Annotated in this window: 13 protein-coding genes and 2 tRNA genes; 3 read left to right on the forward strand and 12 right to left on the reverse strand. The window is 33.8% G+C overall.

Annotated features, from left to right (window positions below; all coding sequences use genetic code 11):
• Window positions 1-4 precede the first annotated feature (4 nt).
• Complete coding sequence (locus DMB65_RS06705) at window positions 5-1,744, reverse strand: O-antigen ligase family protein (protein WP_110305879.1); 1,740 nt, start codon at window positions 1,742-1,744, stop codon at window positions 5-7.
• A 144-nt stretch (window positions 1,745-1,888) separates the two neighbouring features.
• Between DMB65_RS06705 and DMB65_RS06710 the strand changes: the two genes are divergently transcribed.
• Window positions 1,889-2,212 (forward strand): helix-turn-helix domain-containing protein, encoded by a 324-nt coding sequence (locus tag DMB65_RS06710; protein ID WP_110305880.1) that lies wholly within the window; start codon window positions 1,889-1,891, stop codon window positions 2,210-2,212.
• 11 nt (window positions 2,213-2,223) lie between these two features.
• Here the strand turns inward: DMB65_RS06710 and DMB65_RS06715 are convergent, their stop codons facing one another.
• From DMB65_RS06715 to DMB65_RS06770, 11 genes are all read right to left on the reverse strand, one after another.
• A complete protein-coding gene (locus DMB65_RS06715; protein ID WP_110305881.1) occupies window positions 2,224-3,432 on the reverse strand; it encodes a BaiN/RdsA family NAD(P)/FAD-dependent oxidoreductase in 1,209 nt (402 codons plus the stop codon).
• An 84-nt stretch (window positions 3,433-3,516) separates the two neighbouring features.
• The gene (locus DMB65_RS06720) at window positions 3,517-4,194 is read right to left on the reverse strand and encodes a glycerophosphodiester phosphodiesterase (RefSeq protein WP_110305882.1); all 678 of its coding nucleotides are present in this window, start codon (window positions 4,192-4,194) and stop codon (window positions 3,517-3,519) included.
• A gap of 149 nt (window positions 4,195-4,343) precedes the next feature.
• Window positions 4,344-4,451 carry a cyclomaltodextrinase C-terminal domain-containing protein gene (locus DMB65_RS22675; RefSeq protein ID WP_394336102.1) on the reverse strand — a complete coding sequence of 36 codons (108 nt, stop codon included), beginning with the start codon at window positions 4,449-4,451 and terminating at the stop codon, window positions 4,344-4,346.
• Between the two features lie 395 nt (window positions 4,452-4,846).
• Window positions 4,847-5,071 carry a DUF6814 family protein gene (locus DMB65_RS06730; RefSeq protein WP_110305883.1) on the reverse strand — a complete coding sequence of 75 codons (225 nt, stop codon included), beginning with the start codon at window positions 5,069-5,071 and terminating at the stop codon, window positions 4,847-4,849.
• Between the two features lie 11 nt (window positions 5,072-5,082).
• Window positions 5,083-6,579 (reverse strand): MFS transporter, encoded by a 1,497-nt coding sequence (locus tag DMB65_RS06735; protein WP_110305884.1) that lies wholly within the window; start codon window positions 6,577-6,579, stop codon window positions 5,083-5,085.
• Between the two features lie 992 nt (window positions 6,580-7,571).
• Window positions 7,572-8,231 (reverse strand): HAD family hydrolase, encoded by a 660-nt coding sequence (locus DMB65_RS06745; protein ID WP_110305885.1) that lies wholly within the window; start codon window positions 8,229-8,231, stop codon window positions 7,572-7,574.
• Between the two features lie 165 nt (window positions 8,232-8,396).
• Window positions 8,397-8,470, reverse strand: a tRNA-Asp gene (locus DMB65_RS06750).
• A 292-nt stretch (window positions 8,471-8,762) separates the two neighbouring features.
• A tRNA-Asp gene (locus tag DMB65_RS06755) sits at window positions 8,763-8,836 on the reverse strand.
• Window positions 8,837-8,922: 86 nt separating this feature from the next.
• Window positions 8,923-9,849 (reverse strand): DUF58 domain-containing protein, encoded by a 927-nt coding sequence (locus tag DMB65_RS06760; protein ID WP_110305886.1) that lies wholly within the window; start codon window positions 9,847-9,849, stop codon window positions 8,923-8,925.
• On the reverse strand, window positions 9,846-12,419 hold the full coding sequence (locus tag DMB65_RS06765) for a M1 family metallopeptidase (protein WP_110305887.1): 2,574 nt from the start codon (window positions 12,417-12,419) through the stop codon (window positions 9,846-9,848). The genes DMB65_RS06760 and DMB65_RS06765 overlap by 4 nt, the downstream gene beginning before the upstream one ends.
• A 168-nt stretch (window positions 12,420-12,587) precedes the next feature.
• Entirely contained in the window at window positions 12,588-13,166 is a 579-nt protein-coding gene (locus tag DMB65_RS06770; protein WP_123955279.1) for a DUF4082 domain-containing protein, read from the reverse strand.
• Between the two features lie 202 nt (window positions 13,167-13,368).
• Between DMB65_RS06770 and DMB65_RS06775 the strand changes: the two genes are divergently transcribed.
• Entirely contained in the window at window positions 13,369-14,073 is a 705-nt protein-coding gene (locus DMB65_RS06775) for a LytR/AlgR family response regulator transcription factor (protein WP_078227018.1), read from the forward strand.
• Window positions 14,074-16,158 carry an ATP-binding protein gene (locus DMB65_RS06780; RefSeq protein ID WP_110305889.1) on the forward strand — a complete coding sequence of 695 codons (2,085 nt, stop codon included), beginning with the start codon at window positions 14,074-14,076 and terminating at the stop codon, window positions 16,156-16,158.
• Window positions 16,159-16,432: the final 274 nt, after the last annotated feature.

Raw genomic sequence — 16,432 nt, forward strand, 5'->3', positions numbered from 1 at the left:
GTTACTAATTATTGTTGTTTATATAATGTTTTGCTTTAGTTATAATATTTTTTACTTCTTCGCTGGGTATTTTTATTGGTGTTTGAAGTATTCGTCTTGCTATCCAATTTGCTTTGTAAAAAAGAGATCTTCGTATATAATAATCTAACAAATCTTCTTGGGGTTTAAACAAATGTGGACTGGTATAATGACGTTGCAATAAGCTTTTTTCTGCTTGTTCAAAATCCTTTTTAGCTTCGTATAATTTGGAGAGTTTTAACTGAAGTAAAGGACTATTACCTGTTTCCTTAGCTTTTTCAAGTAGTGATAATGCCTTCTTGGGATTGTTTTCTTCTAAAAATCTAGAGTAATGTATTAAATAGCTATCATCATTTTCTAGATTATTAAAAGCAGTTTTATATAAGTTTGCAGATCTTGTGGGATTATCAAATTGTCGTTCACTGGCTTCTTTCCAAGCCCTAATCGCATTGTACTGATTATTAACAGTATACAACAAAAATAGACTTACACAACATCCAATTGTTTTTGCAGAGTACATTTTTATTTTTGGAATACTGAAACAAATTGTTGTTTCTTCTAATGCGATTTGATTAAGAAGCAGAAGTTTGAAGGGTAAAAATTGTAACGGATATGAAAAACTTGCAAACACCGCAAATGAGCAGTAAAAAACTATTGATTGCACAGAGGTCTTTGAAATATCATTAGTAAACTTTTTATTGTAATTTTTTAAAATCCATAAAATTCCAATTAGCAAAAGTAGCGTACCAATTATTCCGTTTTCAATAATGAATTTTAATATTTCATTAAATGCCTGAGTGTTTGCATTTGCCAATAGTATCTCTTGCTGTATATCATTTTTTGAGAAATATTCAGCTTGGAAATTCATATAGTCTGTTTGAAACATACCATATCCAATACCCGTTACTGGGTTTTCTAAAAATGAAAAAAATGTAATCTTCCAGATTAATAAACGACCAACAATTGAATCGGTAGATTTAGTTGTTATAATTAAGAAAAGGATAGGGAAAATTATTGCGAAAGCTGCATATTTAGCAAATACTCTTTTCCTTAAAAAATAATAGTATAGTAGGATTAAAAAAGTAAAGAACGATGCTAAAATTGCTGCTCTTGATTCGCTTTTAATGATTATAAAAAGCATAATTATTGCAGTAAATAAATATGTAATTAACTTTGGTATATTTGAATATGTATTTTTTTGAAACAGTTCATAAAGTACTAATGCAAATAATATTGAAAGAAATCCTCCAAGCGGTCCTGGATTTCGAAAATTTCCTTTCATATTCCAATAAATGTTCGACGGATCTACATAACCACCTAATTCTAATAAACAATAAAAACAAAGAAAAACTCCTGTGAGTGTTAAAAGTTGATAATAAATTTTTTTTTCTTTTGCGCTTAGTTTTAAAGATTTAATCGCTAGATAATAAATGAGTAGGATAAAGCTATTTATGATATGAATTTCATTAAAAGTGTTTAATCTAAAAAATCGAGATAGTATTGTTATGGAAAGGACTAATATTATTATTAGATCTAATTTATTGACTCTTATTTTTTGTGGCTTTATAATAAATAGTAAAAAAGAAAATACTACCATATAAAACAAAACGATGAATTGATTTTGCTTGAATTTCCAAAAATCAATATTATGATTAAAAATTAAGCTGGCAATTAGGACTGTTACAATAAGTACAATTTTAACGGAATTTGTTTTAAATAAATTCATGTTGGGTATTTGTAAATTGTTGTTTTTTTTAAATTTACATAAAAATATTTATAATTATTTTCTTACCAAAGAAATTGTTTTTTTATCGCTTTAAAAATGTGCTAAGTTCATTTTTAATGTTTTAGGGACATAACTAACCTCAATATGAAAGTTTACCAAAGAATTAAAGAAGAAAGAGAAAAAAAGAAGTTTTCTCAAAGCTATTTGGCTTTAGAATTAAAGTTAGATCAATCTCAATACTCTAGGAGAGAAAATGGAGCTATTCCACTTACAGTTAATGAATTGTTAAAAATTGCCGAAATTCTTGGAGTAAAGCCTGAAAAGTTTTTTGCTACAATAGGTGATGAATGTTCGGTAGCAAAACCGGATGAATCAATAGTGAAAATTATAACTTTATATGAAATTTGCATGAAAGAGAAAGACGAGCGTATTGCTTTATTGACTTATCAATTGAATAATAAAGTGTAAAGAAATAACCTCTAAAAATTCTGTGCTAAAATAAACCCGCTTGTCCAGGCATTCTGAAAATTAAATCCTCCGGTAATAGCATCGATATTGACGATTTCGCCTGCAAAATAGAGATTTTGATGCAATTTGCTTTCCATCGTTTTAAAATTGATTTCTTTTAAATCGATTCCGCCAGCCGTTACAAATTCTTCTTTAAAAGTGCTTTTTCCGTTAACCTGAAATTTTGCCTGTGTTAATTGTAAAGCTAAATTTTGCAATTGTATTTTAGACAAATCGGCCCATTTGGTGTCGGTTTCTATTGACGAAGCCAAAACCAGCGTTTCCCACAAACGGTTCGGAAGCTCAAAAGGTGATTTTTTGGAAACGGCTTTTTTGGCGTGTTCCTGTTTCAACTCTTTCAGGATTTTTTCGGCATCTTCAATATCAATATCATTTAACCAATTGACAAAAATCGTGAACTGGTAATTTTTATCGTGCAAAATCCGTGCTCCCCAGGCCGAAAGTTTCAGGATTGCCGGACCACTCATTCCCCAATGCGTGATTAACAAAGGGCCGGTCGATTCTAGTTTGGTATCTTTTACATTCACCGTAACCTGTGCTGCAACTCCGGGCAATTCTTTTATTCTCGGGTCTTTGATATTAAAAGTAAATAAGGAAGGTACCGGACTTATAATGGCGTGACCTTGCTGTTGAAGCATTTCCCAGATTTTCGGGTTACTTCCGGTTGCCATGACTAATTTTTCTGCTGCGAAATTGTCGCTTTGTGTATCAATTTTCCAATAATTTTCTTTCTTGAAAATGGATTGAACACTTTGTCCTGTAAGCACTTTTATACCTAATTTTTCGGTTGCTTTTAGAAAACAATCAATTATGGTTTGCGAGGAATTTGAAACCGGGAACATTCTCCCATCATCTTCTATTTTTAATTCAACACCGTGTTTTTCGAACCACTCGATCGTATCTCCCGAGCAAAACTGATGAAAAGGTCCTCGAAGTTCTTTTTCGCCGCGCGGATAAAACCTGACCAGTTCATTCGGTTCAAAACAGGCATGCGTTACGTTGCATCTCCCACCTCCTGAAATACGGACTTTAGAAAGAACTTCTTTCCCTCTTTCTAAAATGGCAATTTTCAGTTTCGGATTTTTCTCTGCAATATTAATAGCTGTAAAAAAACCTGCAGCGCCTCCGCCAACGATGATAATGTCGAAATTTTTGATCATATTATTTTTTTACCACTAATTATGCAGATCAAAAGTATTTTAAAAAATCTGTACGAATCTTTTAATCTGTGGCTAAATTTTAATTTATATTTTATCCGGAAAATCAGATATTATTCCGTCTACCTTATAATTTTTTACTTTTTTAATGTCATCTTCTGAGTTTACTGTCCAGGGAAAAACGAGAAACCCTCTTTCCTGAATTTTCTGAACTTTTTCTTTGTCTAATAACTGAAAATCAGGGTGAATTGCTTTTGCTTTTATTGATTCGGCAAAAGCCAAAGCGGCATCCAGATCCTCTTCGGTTAATACTCCAATTGGTATATTGGGATTTAGATTATGAACTTCCTTTAAAGCGTTCCAGTCAAAACTTGAAATGATAAAATGGTCGTAATTCCAGTCTTTTTTGTTGATGTATTCTTCGATTAAAGACACCACATTCTTTGACGTATCAGCATTTTTCAATTCGACATTGATGAAGCATTTTGTGTCTACCAGCTCAAAAACTTCATTTAGCGTCGGAATTTGATGTGTATTTGCAATTAAAAATGATTTTAATTCGGCTAAAGTAAATGTGTTTATGGCTCCTTTTCCGTTGGTCATTTTATCGATGGTTTCATCGTGCATTACGATTATATGTCCGTCAGCGCTCAAGTGAACGTCGAGTTCGATTCCATCAGCTTTTAAATCTAATGCTTTTTGAAAAGCTTTTAAAGTGTTTTCGGATTCGTATCCTTTTGCACCGCGATGTGCTATTTTTAGCATGTCTGAAAGTTTAACCGCAAAGGTCGCAAAGTTTTACGCAAAGTACGCTAATGTTTAATTAAAAATCTTTGCGCCTTTTGCGGTCAAAAATTTATTCGAGTTCCAAAACCAAAGCCGATTTTGGTTCTAAAGTAATTTTTGCGGCTAAATCAAATGTTTTTTCCTGTAATAACATCTTTTCCTGATATATAATTTTTGATATTTTCTTTGAAACGACTGGTTTTTAAAACGTGTTGTTTAGCATTGTTATTAAAAATACCATCACGGTTTTAGAATCTGTATATCTGAAATCTGGAATTATAAAAGCATTAGATGCTAATAACAAAATACGAATAGTGAAGTTTATTAAATATTCATTATACCATTTTTATTTTGGCAGGTTAGTTAGTGATGCAAAAGGGCTGTCCTGAAATAAGACAGCCTCTTTTATTTATAATCTGAAATCGATAATTAAGCTTGAACAATTATTTTTTGAATGTTTAAAAAAAGCAAAATGTTTCCTTTATTAGCCCCGATTAAAGTGGAAATCCTTTTGTGCCGGGGTTCGGCATAAAAGATTGCAACGGAAAGCGGGACGATGCTTGCTGAAAATACTTAATTTTTCTGCTTCAAAAATTAATAATCGAGTTGAGGTTGATACATTGTTTTTTGATTATTCCTCTTTATCGTATTCTCCTATCAAAGAAAAATATCCAAAAGTTCCCAACCCCAAAACAATTAAAGGAGTAAGAATGAACAAAATGATAATTCCAAATACTAAATCCTCCTGTTGGTTTGATAAAAATTTTGGCAACCCAAATGCAAAAATGCAAAAATAAGCTGCAGCAATTGCCAATACGATCCACAGAATTCCAAGGGCTTTTTTAATAAAATTCATTTTTTTGTAGATTAAAGGTGAGCGTTTTTGTTTTTATTATCAATGTAAATCATTCCAATTACAAAACAAACTGAGGCAATCACAATAGGATACCAAAGTCCGTCAAGATAAAAGTCCTGTTTTCCTGCTGCTTTTGAATGAGTCACAAAATAAGTTGAAATCGCAGGAAGCAAACCACCGAAAATTCCGTTTCCAACATGGTAAGGCAATGACATCGATGTGTAACGAATTTTAACCGGGAACATTTCGACTAAAAAGGCTGCAATTGGTCCGTAAACCATGGTAACAAATAAGACCTGGATAAATACAAGGAAAATCAGACTCCATTCATCGCTTGAATTAATAGTAACCGATGTGGTAACCTGATCATCTTTTTTAGTGGCGAAATGTGTCTTTTTTTCGATTGAAACTGTTCCGTCAGTAAATTCTTTATGAGTTGTATAAACAGAATCTTTGGCAACGGTTAGTTCAACGGTAGTGTTTGTTTTTTCTGCAATCTCTGTTTTTAGGGTAGTGTCTGTTGTGGTGTACATGGCCTTATAAATTGGTCTGTAGAATAAAATCGCAAGCAGCATTCCGCCCATCATAATATATTTTCTTCCTACTTTATCGCTCAGCCAACCAAATACAATAAAAAACGGAGTTCCTAATAAAAGTGCAATTCCTAATAAAGTATCAACCTGCGAAGAATCTATGTTCATTACTGTTTTCATGAAACTCATGGCGTAAAATTGTCCGGTATACCAAACAACTCCCTGCCCCATTGTAGCTCCAAATAAAGCTAGCAATACAAATTTTAAATTATAACGGTTTCCAAAACTTTCCTTTAACGGACTGGCACTGGTGGTCCCTTCTTTTTTTGCTTTTGCAAATTCAGGAGACTCGTCCATATTTTTTCGGATGAGGTATGAAACGCCCACCATTACTATAGAAACCCAAAATGGGACACGCCATCCCCAGATATCAAAATCTTCAGCAGAAAGAACTGTTTTTGTGGCCAGAATTACCATTAATGAGATAAACAAACCAACCGTGGCTGTAGTTTGAATCCAGGAGGTCCAATAACCTCGCTGTCCTTTTGGGGCATGTTCTGCGACGTATGTAGCTGCCCCGCCATATTCTCCGCCAAGTGCAAGTCCTTGTAACAGGCGTAGAATCAAAACCAGTAAAGGAGCAAAAAATCCAATGGTTTCATAACTCGGAATGCATCCTATTAAAAAAGTAGAACCACCCATTAATAATAAGGTAGCCATAAAAGTATATTTTCTGCCAATGATATCTCCCAGTCTTCCAAAAAATAAAGCCCCGAAAGGGCGAACTACAAATCCGGCGGCAAAAGTCGCCAAAGTTGATAAAAATGCTGCGGTAGGATTATCACCCGGAAAAAATTTTGTTGAAATCACAACGGCCAAACTTCCAAAAATATAGAAGTCATACCATTCAATCATTGTTCCCATTGAAGAGGCCGAAATCACTTTCCAAATGCCTTTTGTCGAAGTTTTACTCATAAAATAAATTTGTATTCTTAATAATGATTAAAAGATATAAATATAGTTTTACGAATATATAAGATATTTTTTTATTTAGTTGATACTTTTTTAAACAAAAGCATGTTAATTGTTTATTTTTTTACTTTAAGTATGACGAAAGCCCCGAATAAACGAGAGAAACATTTTAAACCGCAAGTAACACGAGGTTAAAAACGCAAAAAGGCTTTAATGTTATCAATCAAGCTTTGCGGACCTTTTGCATGCCATTAGCGATCGTTTTGAGCCTAATTGCTGATTTAGTTATTGAGCAAAAATATGGTACAACGAAATAAAATCGCTTCAAGTGAATTACCTAAGCTGTGTAATTATATTTTTTTGGTGCGTCTGTATTGGTTAGCATCACCATTTTTTTATTTCGCCAGAGGAGAAATCCCTCTAAGCAACTCCGCAAAGCTGAGGATTATTTTGCTAACACAGTTACTCTTGGAGGTTTTTTCTCCGTAGAGATGATACGCTTTGAAAGCACATTGTACTCTTTATTTAATCTCCAAATAAAAATCTAAAACTTCTGCTAATTTATTTAGCCAATAAAAATGATTATCAATATTAGGTAATTCAGATTCTAACGTTTCGCATTCCCGCATGGAGCATAATGACAGAGCGTAATTTACCTTTCGTATTATTTTTTACCATTCCCTTGGGCTTATATCATTCAAAAAAATGATTGTCTATGTTTAGTAGAACATAATAAAAAGGCTTTTTTTGAGGAAGAGTAAAATTTCGACTAAAGTATTTTTTTTTAAAACCATAAAAAAACCTCCAACAAAAGGAGGAGGTAATCCGTTTAGTTTTGTCATTTATACATAAGGGAAGGATACTATTAGATTTTGCGCATGATCCTTATTTATTGTATCTGAATTCAAATTTAGAAACGCTATAACCTATGTCGCCAATCTTTATTGAATCCCATGCGTGATTTCTCGTTCCCAAAATAACAAACTTTGCAGTTACTATACGTTCAATATTTCCAAAACCTTATCAACATTCACCCCACTATAATCGTTGATATAAAAGTCACAAGGAGGTAATTGTTCTTTGGTATGCGTACTCAACACACCTACGACTTTCATTCCGGCATTGATCGCTGCTGAAGCTCCCGAAAAAGAATCTTCAAAAACCACACAGTCAGATGGAGAAACACCCACACGTTCTGCCGACTTCAGGTAAACTTCAGGGTCTGGTTTGTGGTGTTTTACATCTTCGCTGGACATCATCGAATCCATTTTGTCTTCTATCTGGAGAGCGCTTATAATCAAATCCAGGTTAGCGCGTGGTGCAGAAGTCGCAACAGCAGTTTTAAAACCTCTGGATTTCAATTCGCTTAAAAATTCCAGATAATGCGGAATCGTTTCTACTTTATTTTGATATATTTCACGAAACATAGCTTCTTTTTCGAATTCTAATTTAGCTAATTCTTCTCCGGCAACCGGACGTTTAAAGAAATGCGTCATGATGTATCCGTTATGTTTTCCGTACATGTGTTCTTCGAACTCTTGTTTTGTGTACGAAATTTGATATTTATCAAAAAAGGCTTCGAAAGCGACTACATGATGCGGATTAGTATGGCAGATCACCCCGTCCATATCAAAGATTACACATTTGTGGCTCATAATAATTTATTTTGTTTTTTAACGGCTGCAAGATAGGTTTTTCTACAAAGATGCGCGAAATTTTTTGAATCTCGAAAAGTCGCGTAAGGGAGAGTTTTTTTTTATTAGAACCAGAGTAAAAAACAAAAAAGCCTTTCCGTTAAAGAAAGGCTTCTTCCAATATTGCGGTCTGGACGGGACTCGAACCCGCGACCCCATGCGTGACAGGCATGTATTCTAACCAACTGAACTACCAAACCCACTGCGTTATTGTGGCTGCAAAAATACAATAGAACTTTGATTCTGCAAGGTTTTTTACGTTTTTTAAACAAATAAAAACGTTAATTTTTTAATGTGTTGATTTCTATCAAAATAGAAATAGCAAAACGCTTTAAATCAAAAAAGCCATCCACAAAAGTGGAAAGCTTTTCATTGGTCTAACTACTAAACCAAGCTACGAGTTACAAATTCGTAGCAAACAACACAACTAATCTTAGATACCGTATTTGGGCAAAAAAGCCTTTCCGTTAAGAAAGGCTTCTCCCAATATTGCGGTCTGGACGGGACTCGAACCCGCGACCCCATGCGTGACAGGCATGTATTCTAACCAACTGAACTACCAAACCTCTGCGTTATTGCGGTTGCAAAGATAGTACAGAATTTCGTTTCTGCAAGTATTTTGATGAAAAACTTTGAATATTATTTAAAAATACTATCCAAAGTTTTGTTTTTCAACCAGATATGTTGTCAGTATTTTTTCAAAATTATCACCTACATTCACCGGAACATACTTGATTTGATTCCTGGCACAGGTCAAAGCCAGGTTTTTAAAATACGCCTCTGCCTTTTTTTCGTACTCGTCTTTAACATTATCGGCATAAATAGAAACTTCCTCTCCTGTTTCAACATCAATAAATTTTCTTGGGGTGTTATCAAAATTAAATTTCAACTCGGTTTTATAATCCACAACGTGAAACAAGACTACTTTATGCTTGTTGTGTTTTAAGTGCTGAAGCGCATTAAACAACTTTTCATCATCTTCAGACTGAAACATATCTGTAAACAAAATAATCATCGAACGGCGGTGCATTTTCTCAGCAATCTGGTGTAGGTAGGTAATCGTGTCTGTACTTTTTTTAACTTTTGGCTGTTCTAACAATTGCTCCAGTTTATTCAGGAGCATTCTGTGGTGACGGTCGCTTCCTTTTTCGGGAGCGTAATATTCATAGTTGTCAGAGAAAACGCTCAAACCTACGGCATCGCGCTGTTTCTTTAAAATATTCATTAAAACCGCTGAGGCCAAAACCGCAAAACCAATCTTCTTTTCATAAAAAGGCTGATTCGATTTGAGTTCCGGATAATGCATCGAAGACGAATTATCGACAATAATATGACAGCGCATATTGGTTTCTTCCTCAAAACGTTTCGTGTACAAACGGTCTGTTTTGGCAAACAATTTCCAGTCGATGTGTTTGGTACTTTCGCCTGCGTTATACACTTTATGTTCAGCAAACTCAGCAGAAAACCCATGAAAAGGACTCTTGTGCATGCCCGATATAAAACCTTCTACAACTTGGTTCGCCAGCATTTCGAGGTGCTGAAAACTGGAGACTTTTTCTATTTCTGATTCAATTTTCATTCGGTTTCTTTTTTAATATTTTGTGCTTTGTAAAGCAAATCTGTTGCCTGAAACAGTTTTCGTTTTAATATCGGACTAAAATTAGGGTTTTCTTTTAAGAAACGCTGTACTTCATCAAAAGCATATTTAGATGAATATTTACCAATTGTATTACTCAGCCAGTCTTTTGGAAAGAAAATATCTCCCGTACGCTGGATTTCTTCTGTTAAATCTAATGAAAACCGAATGTACTTTTGAGCACTTTCCTGACGCAATGGATGATGAATATTCGCTAAACCAACAGTAACCCACGATTCTTTCTCCCTGTTTTTATCGTCTTTTAACGATTCCATAAAAGCATTTCTAACGGATTCATCTTCTGATAAGGACGGAAGCAAAAACTCAAAACGTTTCAGTTTATCGGGATTTGTTATCATGGTTCTGGTTTTTTCTAAAATTTCATTGGCAATATGAACTTTAAAAATAGCCAGATTCATAGCGATATTGGTATAATCGTCTTCGTTTAACTTCAAATTTGCAATAATCTTTTCTTTCGCCCAGATTTCATATAACTTTTCTTTTCCGGAATCTGAATATGCAATTAAACTGTATAAATTAAACAATGTCTTTTTAATATTACCGGGCAAATTAGCTTGTAAACAGTGGTAAAGCACACCCTCAAGTTGTTCGTGAGCTTTGATTCGTTGTTTATCAGTCAGAAACTTCCAAAAAACAGCATTGGTTTGATTAGCAATTATTTTTAAAACTAATTCATTTGTTTCAACTTGAATTCCTTTCAAAAAAACAGCAAAAACATAACTTGGATGAAGATTTCCTGCCAACATATTTTCATATAAATTTACATAAGCAGAAGCTCTTGCTAAATCGTCTTTTAAACTTGAAATTGTATTCAGATTATGTATCCCAACCGGAAATACACCGTATCCATAACCATTATAATTATACATAACATTTAATGGCTTTCGTAAGCCTTCAAGTTCTTTCAAAAGAAGATTCTGATTTTTAAAATTAACATTAACTACCTTAACTTTTTTAGCATAAACCAAACCTATCTGAAAACTCTGAGGCCATATATTTGCCGATTTATCTTCGGCCTGCTGAAAGATTTTAAAACTCTTAATTCGGTTCTTATCATCATATTCTATTTTATCTGTTATGATCGGTCTTCCAGATTGATTCACCCAAACCCTGCTCCATTTTTGCATGTCGAGCGGTGTTTCGGCATCCAGAATTTCTACCAGATTATTCCAGTCAGCATTGTCATTGGCGAATTTTTGAATGTATTTTTCAATCCCTTTCTGAAAAGCTTCCTTTCCCATTGAAGCTTCCAGCTGACGCATCATAATGGGCGCTTTGTTATAAATAATACTTCCGTAAAGCGAACCGGCATCTTTCAAATTGGCTAAATTCTGTTTTATCGGATGTGTCCCCAAAGAACGGTCTTCTGCGTAAGCGTTGGCATAATGCGCCGAAAAGAACTGTAAATTATGATTGACTTTCGGGAAAATCGGATTCATGATTTTGTCTGCCATGAAATTCGCAAATACCTCTTTCATCCAGACATCATCAAACCATTTCATTGTCACCAAATCACCAAACCACATGTGCGAGGTTTCATGGGCGATTAATTTTGCACGGTCTAATTTTTCGCTGTCAGTAGCACTGTTGTCTAAAAACAAAGTCGATTCGCGGTACTGAATCGCCCCTACATGCTCCATTCCGCCATACTGAAAAACCGGAATGGAAACGAAATCCAGCTTTTGAAAAGGGAATTTATAGTTTGTATATTTTTCTAAAAAGTCTAAAGATTGCTGATGTAAACTGAAAATCGTATCCCTGCTGCTTTCAATTTTACCTTTATCATTCTCACGATACAGAAAAGTCATTTCTAAACCCGGTTTCTGGGTAACATTATTGAATTTTCCCGCTACGAACGAAAATAAATACGTACTCATTTTATCAGATTCACCAAAAGTGTACGAAGTAAAATCACCCTTCTCAACGGTCTCTTTTACATCGGCTCCAGCCAAAACCTTCCAGTCTTTCGGAACTGTCAAACTCAATTTGTAAGTCGCTTTGATGTCCGGCTGATCAAAACACGGAAATAAAGTACTCGCCCGATCCGGAACTAATAAAGTATAAAGAAAATCATCATTTCGGTTTAAAGATAGATTTCCGGCGATGAATGAAATGTTAATGATATTTTCTCCTGAAATCAAATTTTCAGCCGGAATTACAATATGTCCTTTTTCATGAACAATCGCAATATTTTTTCCGTTTGCCAAAACTGACTTTATGTTTTGTGTATTCTCCTTAAAATCCAAATACAAAGGCCGACTCAAATCTGACAAAGTCAAATCTAAACTTAAATTGGAAATAATATCCTGATCTTTCTGATTCGGAATTTCAAAAGACAATTGATAAGAAACATTCGAAATCTGATGTTTTCGAAAAATAGCCAATTGCTCTGAAACGCCATTTTCTAAAAGAGAACTTTCTTTTTGTTTTGATTGGCAAAAACCGGATGTAAGAATTGTAAAAAGGCAGAGAAAGCTGTAGAAAATTTTCATTTTTGGAGGAATATAAGATTAGTAAAAATAAAAATTCCTCGACAAATTCACGAATTTTTGCTTTGCTATTTTTACTTATTAAACAATGCGTGAATTCGTGGCAAAAAACATAAAAAAGGCCCAACTTTCGCCAGGCCTTTTAAACATACTAATTCAAACTATCCAAAATTATTCTGTCTGCTGAAAATCGAAACTTAAATCTCCGGCATTATACGTTGATGAAACGGTGGTCGGAAAAGTCTGCGCTGTGCCCGAAAGCCATCTGTACTCATTAAAAGTGATATTTCCGGCAACAATAGGATATGTAGTAGCAGAATTATCGGCTTTATTCTTTTTATACCAGTCATTAGAATTCATAGAGATCAGGTATTTTTTGTCTTTCTCCAAAGCGAGCTCACTAATTTCTTTTTTAACTTCAACATCCGCAGTCGCAACATTTAAAGTTTCGGAACGCAATACTGTTTTTGTTGTATAATCCCAAATGGTAACACGCAAAGAAGGATTTGTAGCCGGAAGTTTTAACGTAATCGCTTTTATTTTTCCTTTAACTGTTGGTGTAAATACCAATCCGAATTCGTAATCCCCCGAATTGATAAAATTGGTTGAAGTTGTAAAACCGGTTTGCGTATAATAAGCGGCTAACGGATTTTCTGTCTGAAATTTTGGTGAATTATCATCATCATTACTGCATGAAACAGTAAATACTGCAATTGATAAAATGGCAAAAATAGTTTTAAGCGTTTTCATAATAATTTTAATTTTAAAATGGTTCAAATGGTTCTTTTTTAATTCAATAACATTTATTTTTGTAAAGTTCAAAGTCGGAAAAAATGATTTATTTTTGCTTTCAATTGAATTACGGGACAAATTTGAATCAATAAAATCTCGTTAAAAACACCCAATAGACAAACAACGTTTTAAATAGACAGACAACACCAAACAGGCTGTAATGATGAAGAAATACTCTTGTATTATCGTTGATGATGATGAAATTGACAGACTTACGGTACTATCTTTTGCCAAAAAATTTCCGGTTTTGGATATTCTAGGTGTTTTCGAATCTGCTGAAGAAGCACTTCCGTTTATACAAAAACAAAAAGTAGATATCTTATTTCTGGACATTGATATGCCGGGTTTAAACGGAATCGAATTCAGAAAAGATGCCCTCGAAATTCCCGTTTGCATTTTTATAACCGCACATCCGGAACATGCTGTAGAAAGTTTTCAGATCGAAACCTTAGATTTTATAGTAAAGCCATTAAAACTCGATCGTTTTACGCAAACGATGAAGCGCATTGAGGAATTTATGGAAATCAAACTCAAAGCTTCTCTTTTTGAGGCCAGCATCGGCGGAGATACTATTTATATCAAAGAAGGTCACGAGCAGACGAAAGTAAAACTGCATGAAATTCTATATCTCGAAGCTTTAAAAGATTATACCTTAGTTGTTACAGAACGAAAAAGGCATTGTGTTTTATCGAGTATTGGAAATCTTTTAAAAGAAAGTCATTTTCAGTCCTTTATTCGTATTCACAGAAGTTTTGCTGTGCAAAAACAATTTATTCAGAAAATGAATTCGACCGAAATTATTTTAAACAATAACATCTCCATTCCGGTTGGCAGAAGCTACAAAGACAACTTAAACCTGATTTAGATGAAGAAAGCCGGTTTTTTGATTTTGTCTTTTTTTATAATTGTTTCTGTTTTTGCACAGCAGGAACCAAATTTAGCAAAATATAAAACTACGGAACAGAAACTAAAAGCCTGGCTTAAATATTCTCAGGCTCTTTTAGACAAAGAAGAATATTCCAAACTTATCATCGCTTCACAAAAAGGTATTGCACTTTCAAAAAATTATCACAAGTATTTAAGCACATTTTATCTGCATCAGGGAATTGCTTATGAATTCAGTAACAACCAATATAAAAAAGCGTTGGTCAATTATGAAAATGCTCTGAAATATGCCCAAAAAGTCCGTCATATCGAAAATCAGACTTCTTCTTTAATGCGGCTTAATTATATCTATTACTCTTTAAACGAAAACAGAAAAGGCAAAGCATTAATTGAAACCATTAAAAAAGTACTTGACACCACGAAAAGTAATTATGTACGCGCGGTTCTTTACGGAAGTCTGGGCGAATACTATTTGAATACTTCTGAATATGAAAATTTCATAGGCTATCAACTAAAAGCCATAAACTATAAAAAACGGCTGGATAAAAACATCACAAATACAGAAAACATAGGTGTCTCCTATTGCCAAATTGCGAGTGCTTATGTTAAAATGAAACAATTTGATAAAGCCATTGAGTATTTAAACGAATCAAAACCTTACATTAAAACATCTCCCTACGTAAGTGCTTTTTCGTGCAATTATTTATTACAGTGTTACGCTGCCAAAAAACAGCCGGACAGCATTAAAAAATATTATAAATTAATTTACACCTACCCCTCAGCAAAAGATTCCCTGTTTCTTAACTTAAGTTTTGCAAACCAAAGCATGTCTAAATATTACGCAGATGAAGGACAGATTTACAAAGCTCATTATTATGCCAAAAAAGCTGTTTTATTTGGACAAAAGTCAACAGACGAAGAAATTCTTATGGAGGCAAACACCATAATGGGCAGGGTTTTATATGAAAAGGGAGATTATAAAAATGCTATTAAAACACTTAAGGAAGCATCAAAGGATGCATTAAACTACGACAAGGAATTCTTTGTGATCATCAATCAGAAACTGTCTCAAAGCTATGCAGCTCTCGGACTTTGGAAAGAGGCTTTTTATTATAAAGAAATCTACTCCAAATACAATGACGAGATGATGCGAGAGTCGGCTAAACAAAATATTGCCAATGCCGAAGCACGATATCAGAATAAAACTAAGGGGCAGGAAATAAAAAACCTTTCGGCTCAGAATACCATCAAAAACATTCAGATTAACGATGCCAGAAAACAGCGTTTCTATTTGATTTCGGGACTTGTTTTGGTTTTTATAATCGGATTATTATTGTTCAGACAAAATCAAAACCGTAAAAAAACCAATCAAAAATTACAGCTCCTGAATCAGGAACTCGATGAAGCCAACAAAATCAAAGCGAAATTCTTCGGAATTCTAAACCATGATTTACGAAGCCCGATTTCAAATCTGATTCACTTTTTACATCTTCAAAAAGAAAATCCGGAACTCATTGACGAAGAAACTGCTTTACGAATGCAGGCGAAAATAATTTCCGGAGCCGAAAATTTACTATCCTCCATGGAAGATATTTTGCTTTGGAGCAAAGGCCAGATGGAAAATTTTAAACCGCATTTTAAAAATATTCCAGTCGAAGTTATATTCGAAGATACAAAGAGGCATTTTTCAGCCATAGAAAATATCGAAATTTCATTTGAAAATCCGGAAAACATTATTTTAAATACCGATGAAAATTATCTGAAAGCCATTATCCGAAATCTCACCGGAAATGCTGTAAAAGCACTGGATAAAAACAAAAACGGAAAAATAATCTGGAAAGCCTGGCAGGAAAACAATCAAACGTATCTTTCGATAACAGATAATGGCCCGGGAGAAAATCTGGAAAAATTTAAAGCTCTTTATGACGATTCAGAAGTCATCGGAATCAAATCAGGATTGGGTTTACACCTGATTCGGGATTTAGCAACGGCTATTAATTGTAAAATCGAAGTAGATTCAAAACCTAATTTCGGAACTACATTTACTATTTTATTTACCCAATAAAACATTCCATTTGTTTGATGTGAAAACAAATCTGAATGCTAAATTTTCACACAAATTTTAAAACGATTTAAGCCAAATTTAATTTTAAATCTTGTAAATAATACTTTTATATAAAGAGAAAAGCGTTTAAGTAAACTAATACTCTAACTGACATTTTTAATAAATCACAATCATCGGGTTACACACAATCTATGTGCAGCTGCTCAAATCTTTTTAAAATCTTTGAATGCTGTGTCAAAAACTAAAACCAAATAAAAAAGGTCTGACTATTAGC

It is taken from the genome of Flavobacterium cheongpyeongense, assembly GCF_003202435.1.
Taxonomy (GTDB): Bacteria; Bacteroidota; Bacteroidia; order Flavobacteriales; family Flavobacteriaceae; genus Flavobacterium; species Flavobacterium cheongpyeongense.

Coding starts and splice junctions, on each gene's coding strand:
- DMB65_RS06705 (WP_110305879.1), bottom strand. CDS start 1,744: ATGAATTTATTTAAAACAAATTCCGTTAAAATTGTACTTATTGTAACA.
- DMB65_RS06710 (WP_110305880.1), top strand. CDS start 1,889: ATGAAAGTTTACCAAAGAATTAAAGAAGAAAGAGAAAAAAAGAAGTTT.
- DMB65_RS06715 (WP_110305881.1), bottom strand. CDS start 3,432: ATGATCAAAAATTTCGACATTATCATCGTTGGCGGAGGCGCTGCAGGT.
- DMB65_RS06720 (WP_110305882.1), bottom strand. CDS start 4,194: ATGCTAAAAATAGCACATCGCGGTGCAAAAGGATACGAATCCGAAAAC.
- DMB65_RS06730 (WP_110305883.1), bottom strand. CDS start 5,071: ATGAATTTTATTAAAAAAGCCCTTGGAATTCTGTGGATCGTATTGGCA.
- DMB65_RS06735 (WP_110305884.1), bottom strand. CDS start 6,579: ATGAGTAAAACTTCGACAAAAGGCATTTGGAAAGTGATTTCGGCCTCT.
- DMB65_RS06745 (WP_110305885.1), bottom strand. CDS start 8,231: ATGAGCCACAAATGTGTAATCTTTGATATGGACGGGGTGATCTGCCAT.
- DMB65_RS06760 (WP_110305886.1), bottom strand. CDS start 9,849: ATGAAAATTGAATCAGAAATAGAAAAAGTCTCCAGTTTTCAGCACCTC.
- DMB65_RS06765 (WP_110305887.1), bottom strand. CDS start 12,419: ATGAAAATTTTCTACAGCTTTCTCTGCCTTTTTACAATTCTTACATCC.
- DMB65_RS06770 (WP_123955279.1), bottom strand. CDS start 13,166: ATGAAAACGCTTAAAACTATTTTTGCCATTTTATCAATTGCAGTATTT.
- DMB65_RS06775 (WP_078227018.1), top strand. CDS start 13,369: ATGATGAAGAAATACTCTTGTATTATCGTTGATGATGATGAAATTGAC.
- DMB65_RS06780 (WP_110305889.1), top strand. CDS start 14,074: ATGAAGAAAGCCGGTTTTTTGATTTTGTCTTTTTTTATAATTGTTTCT.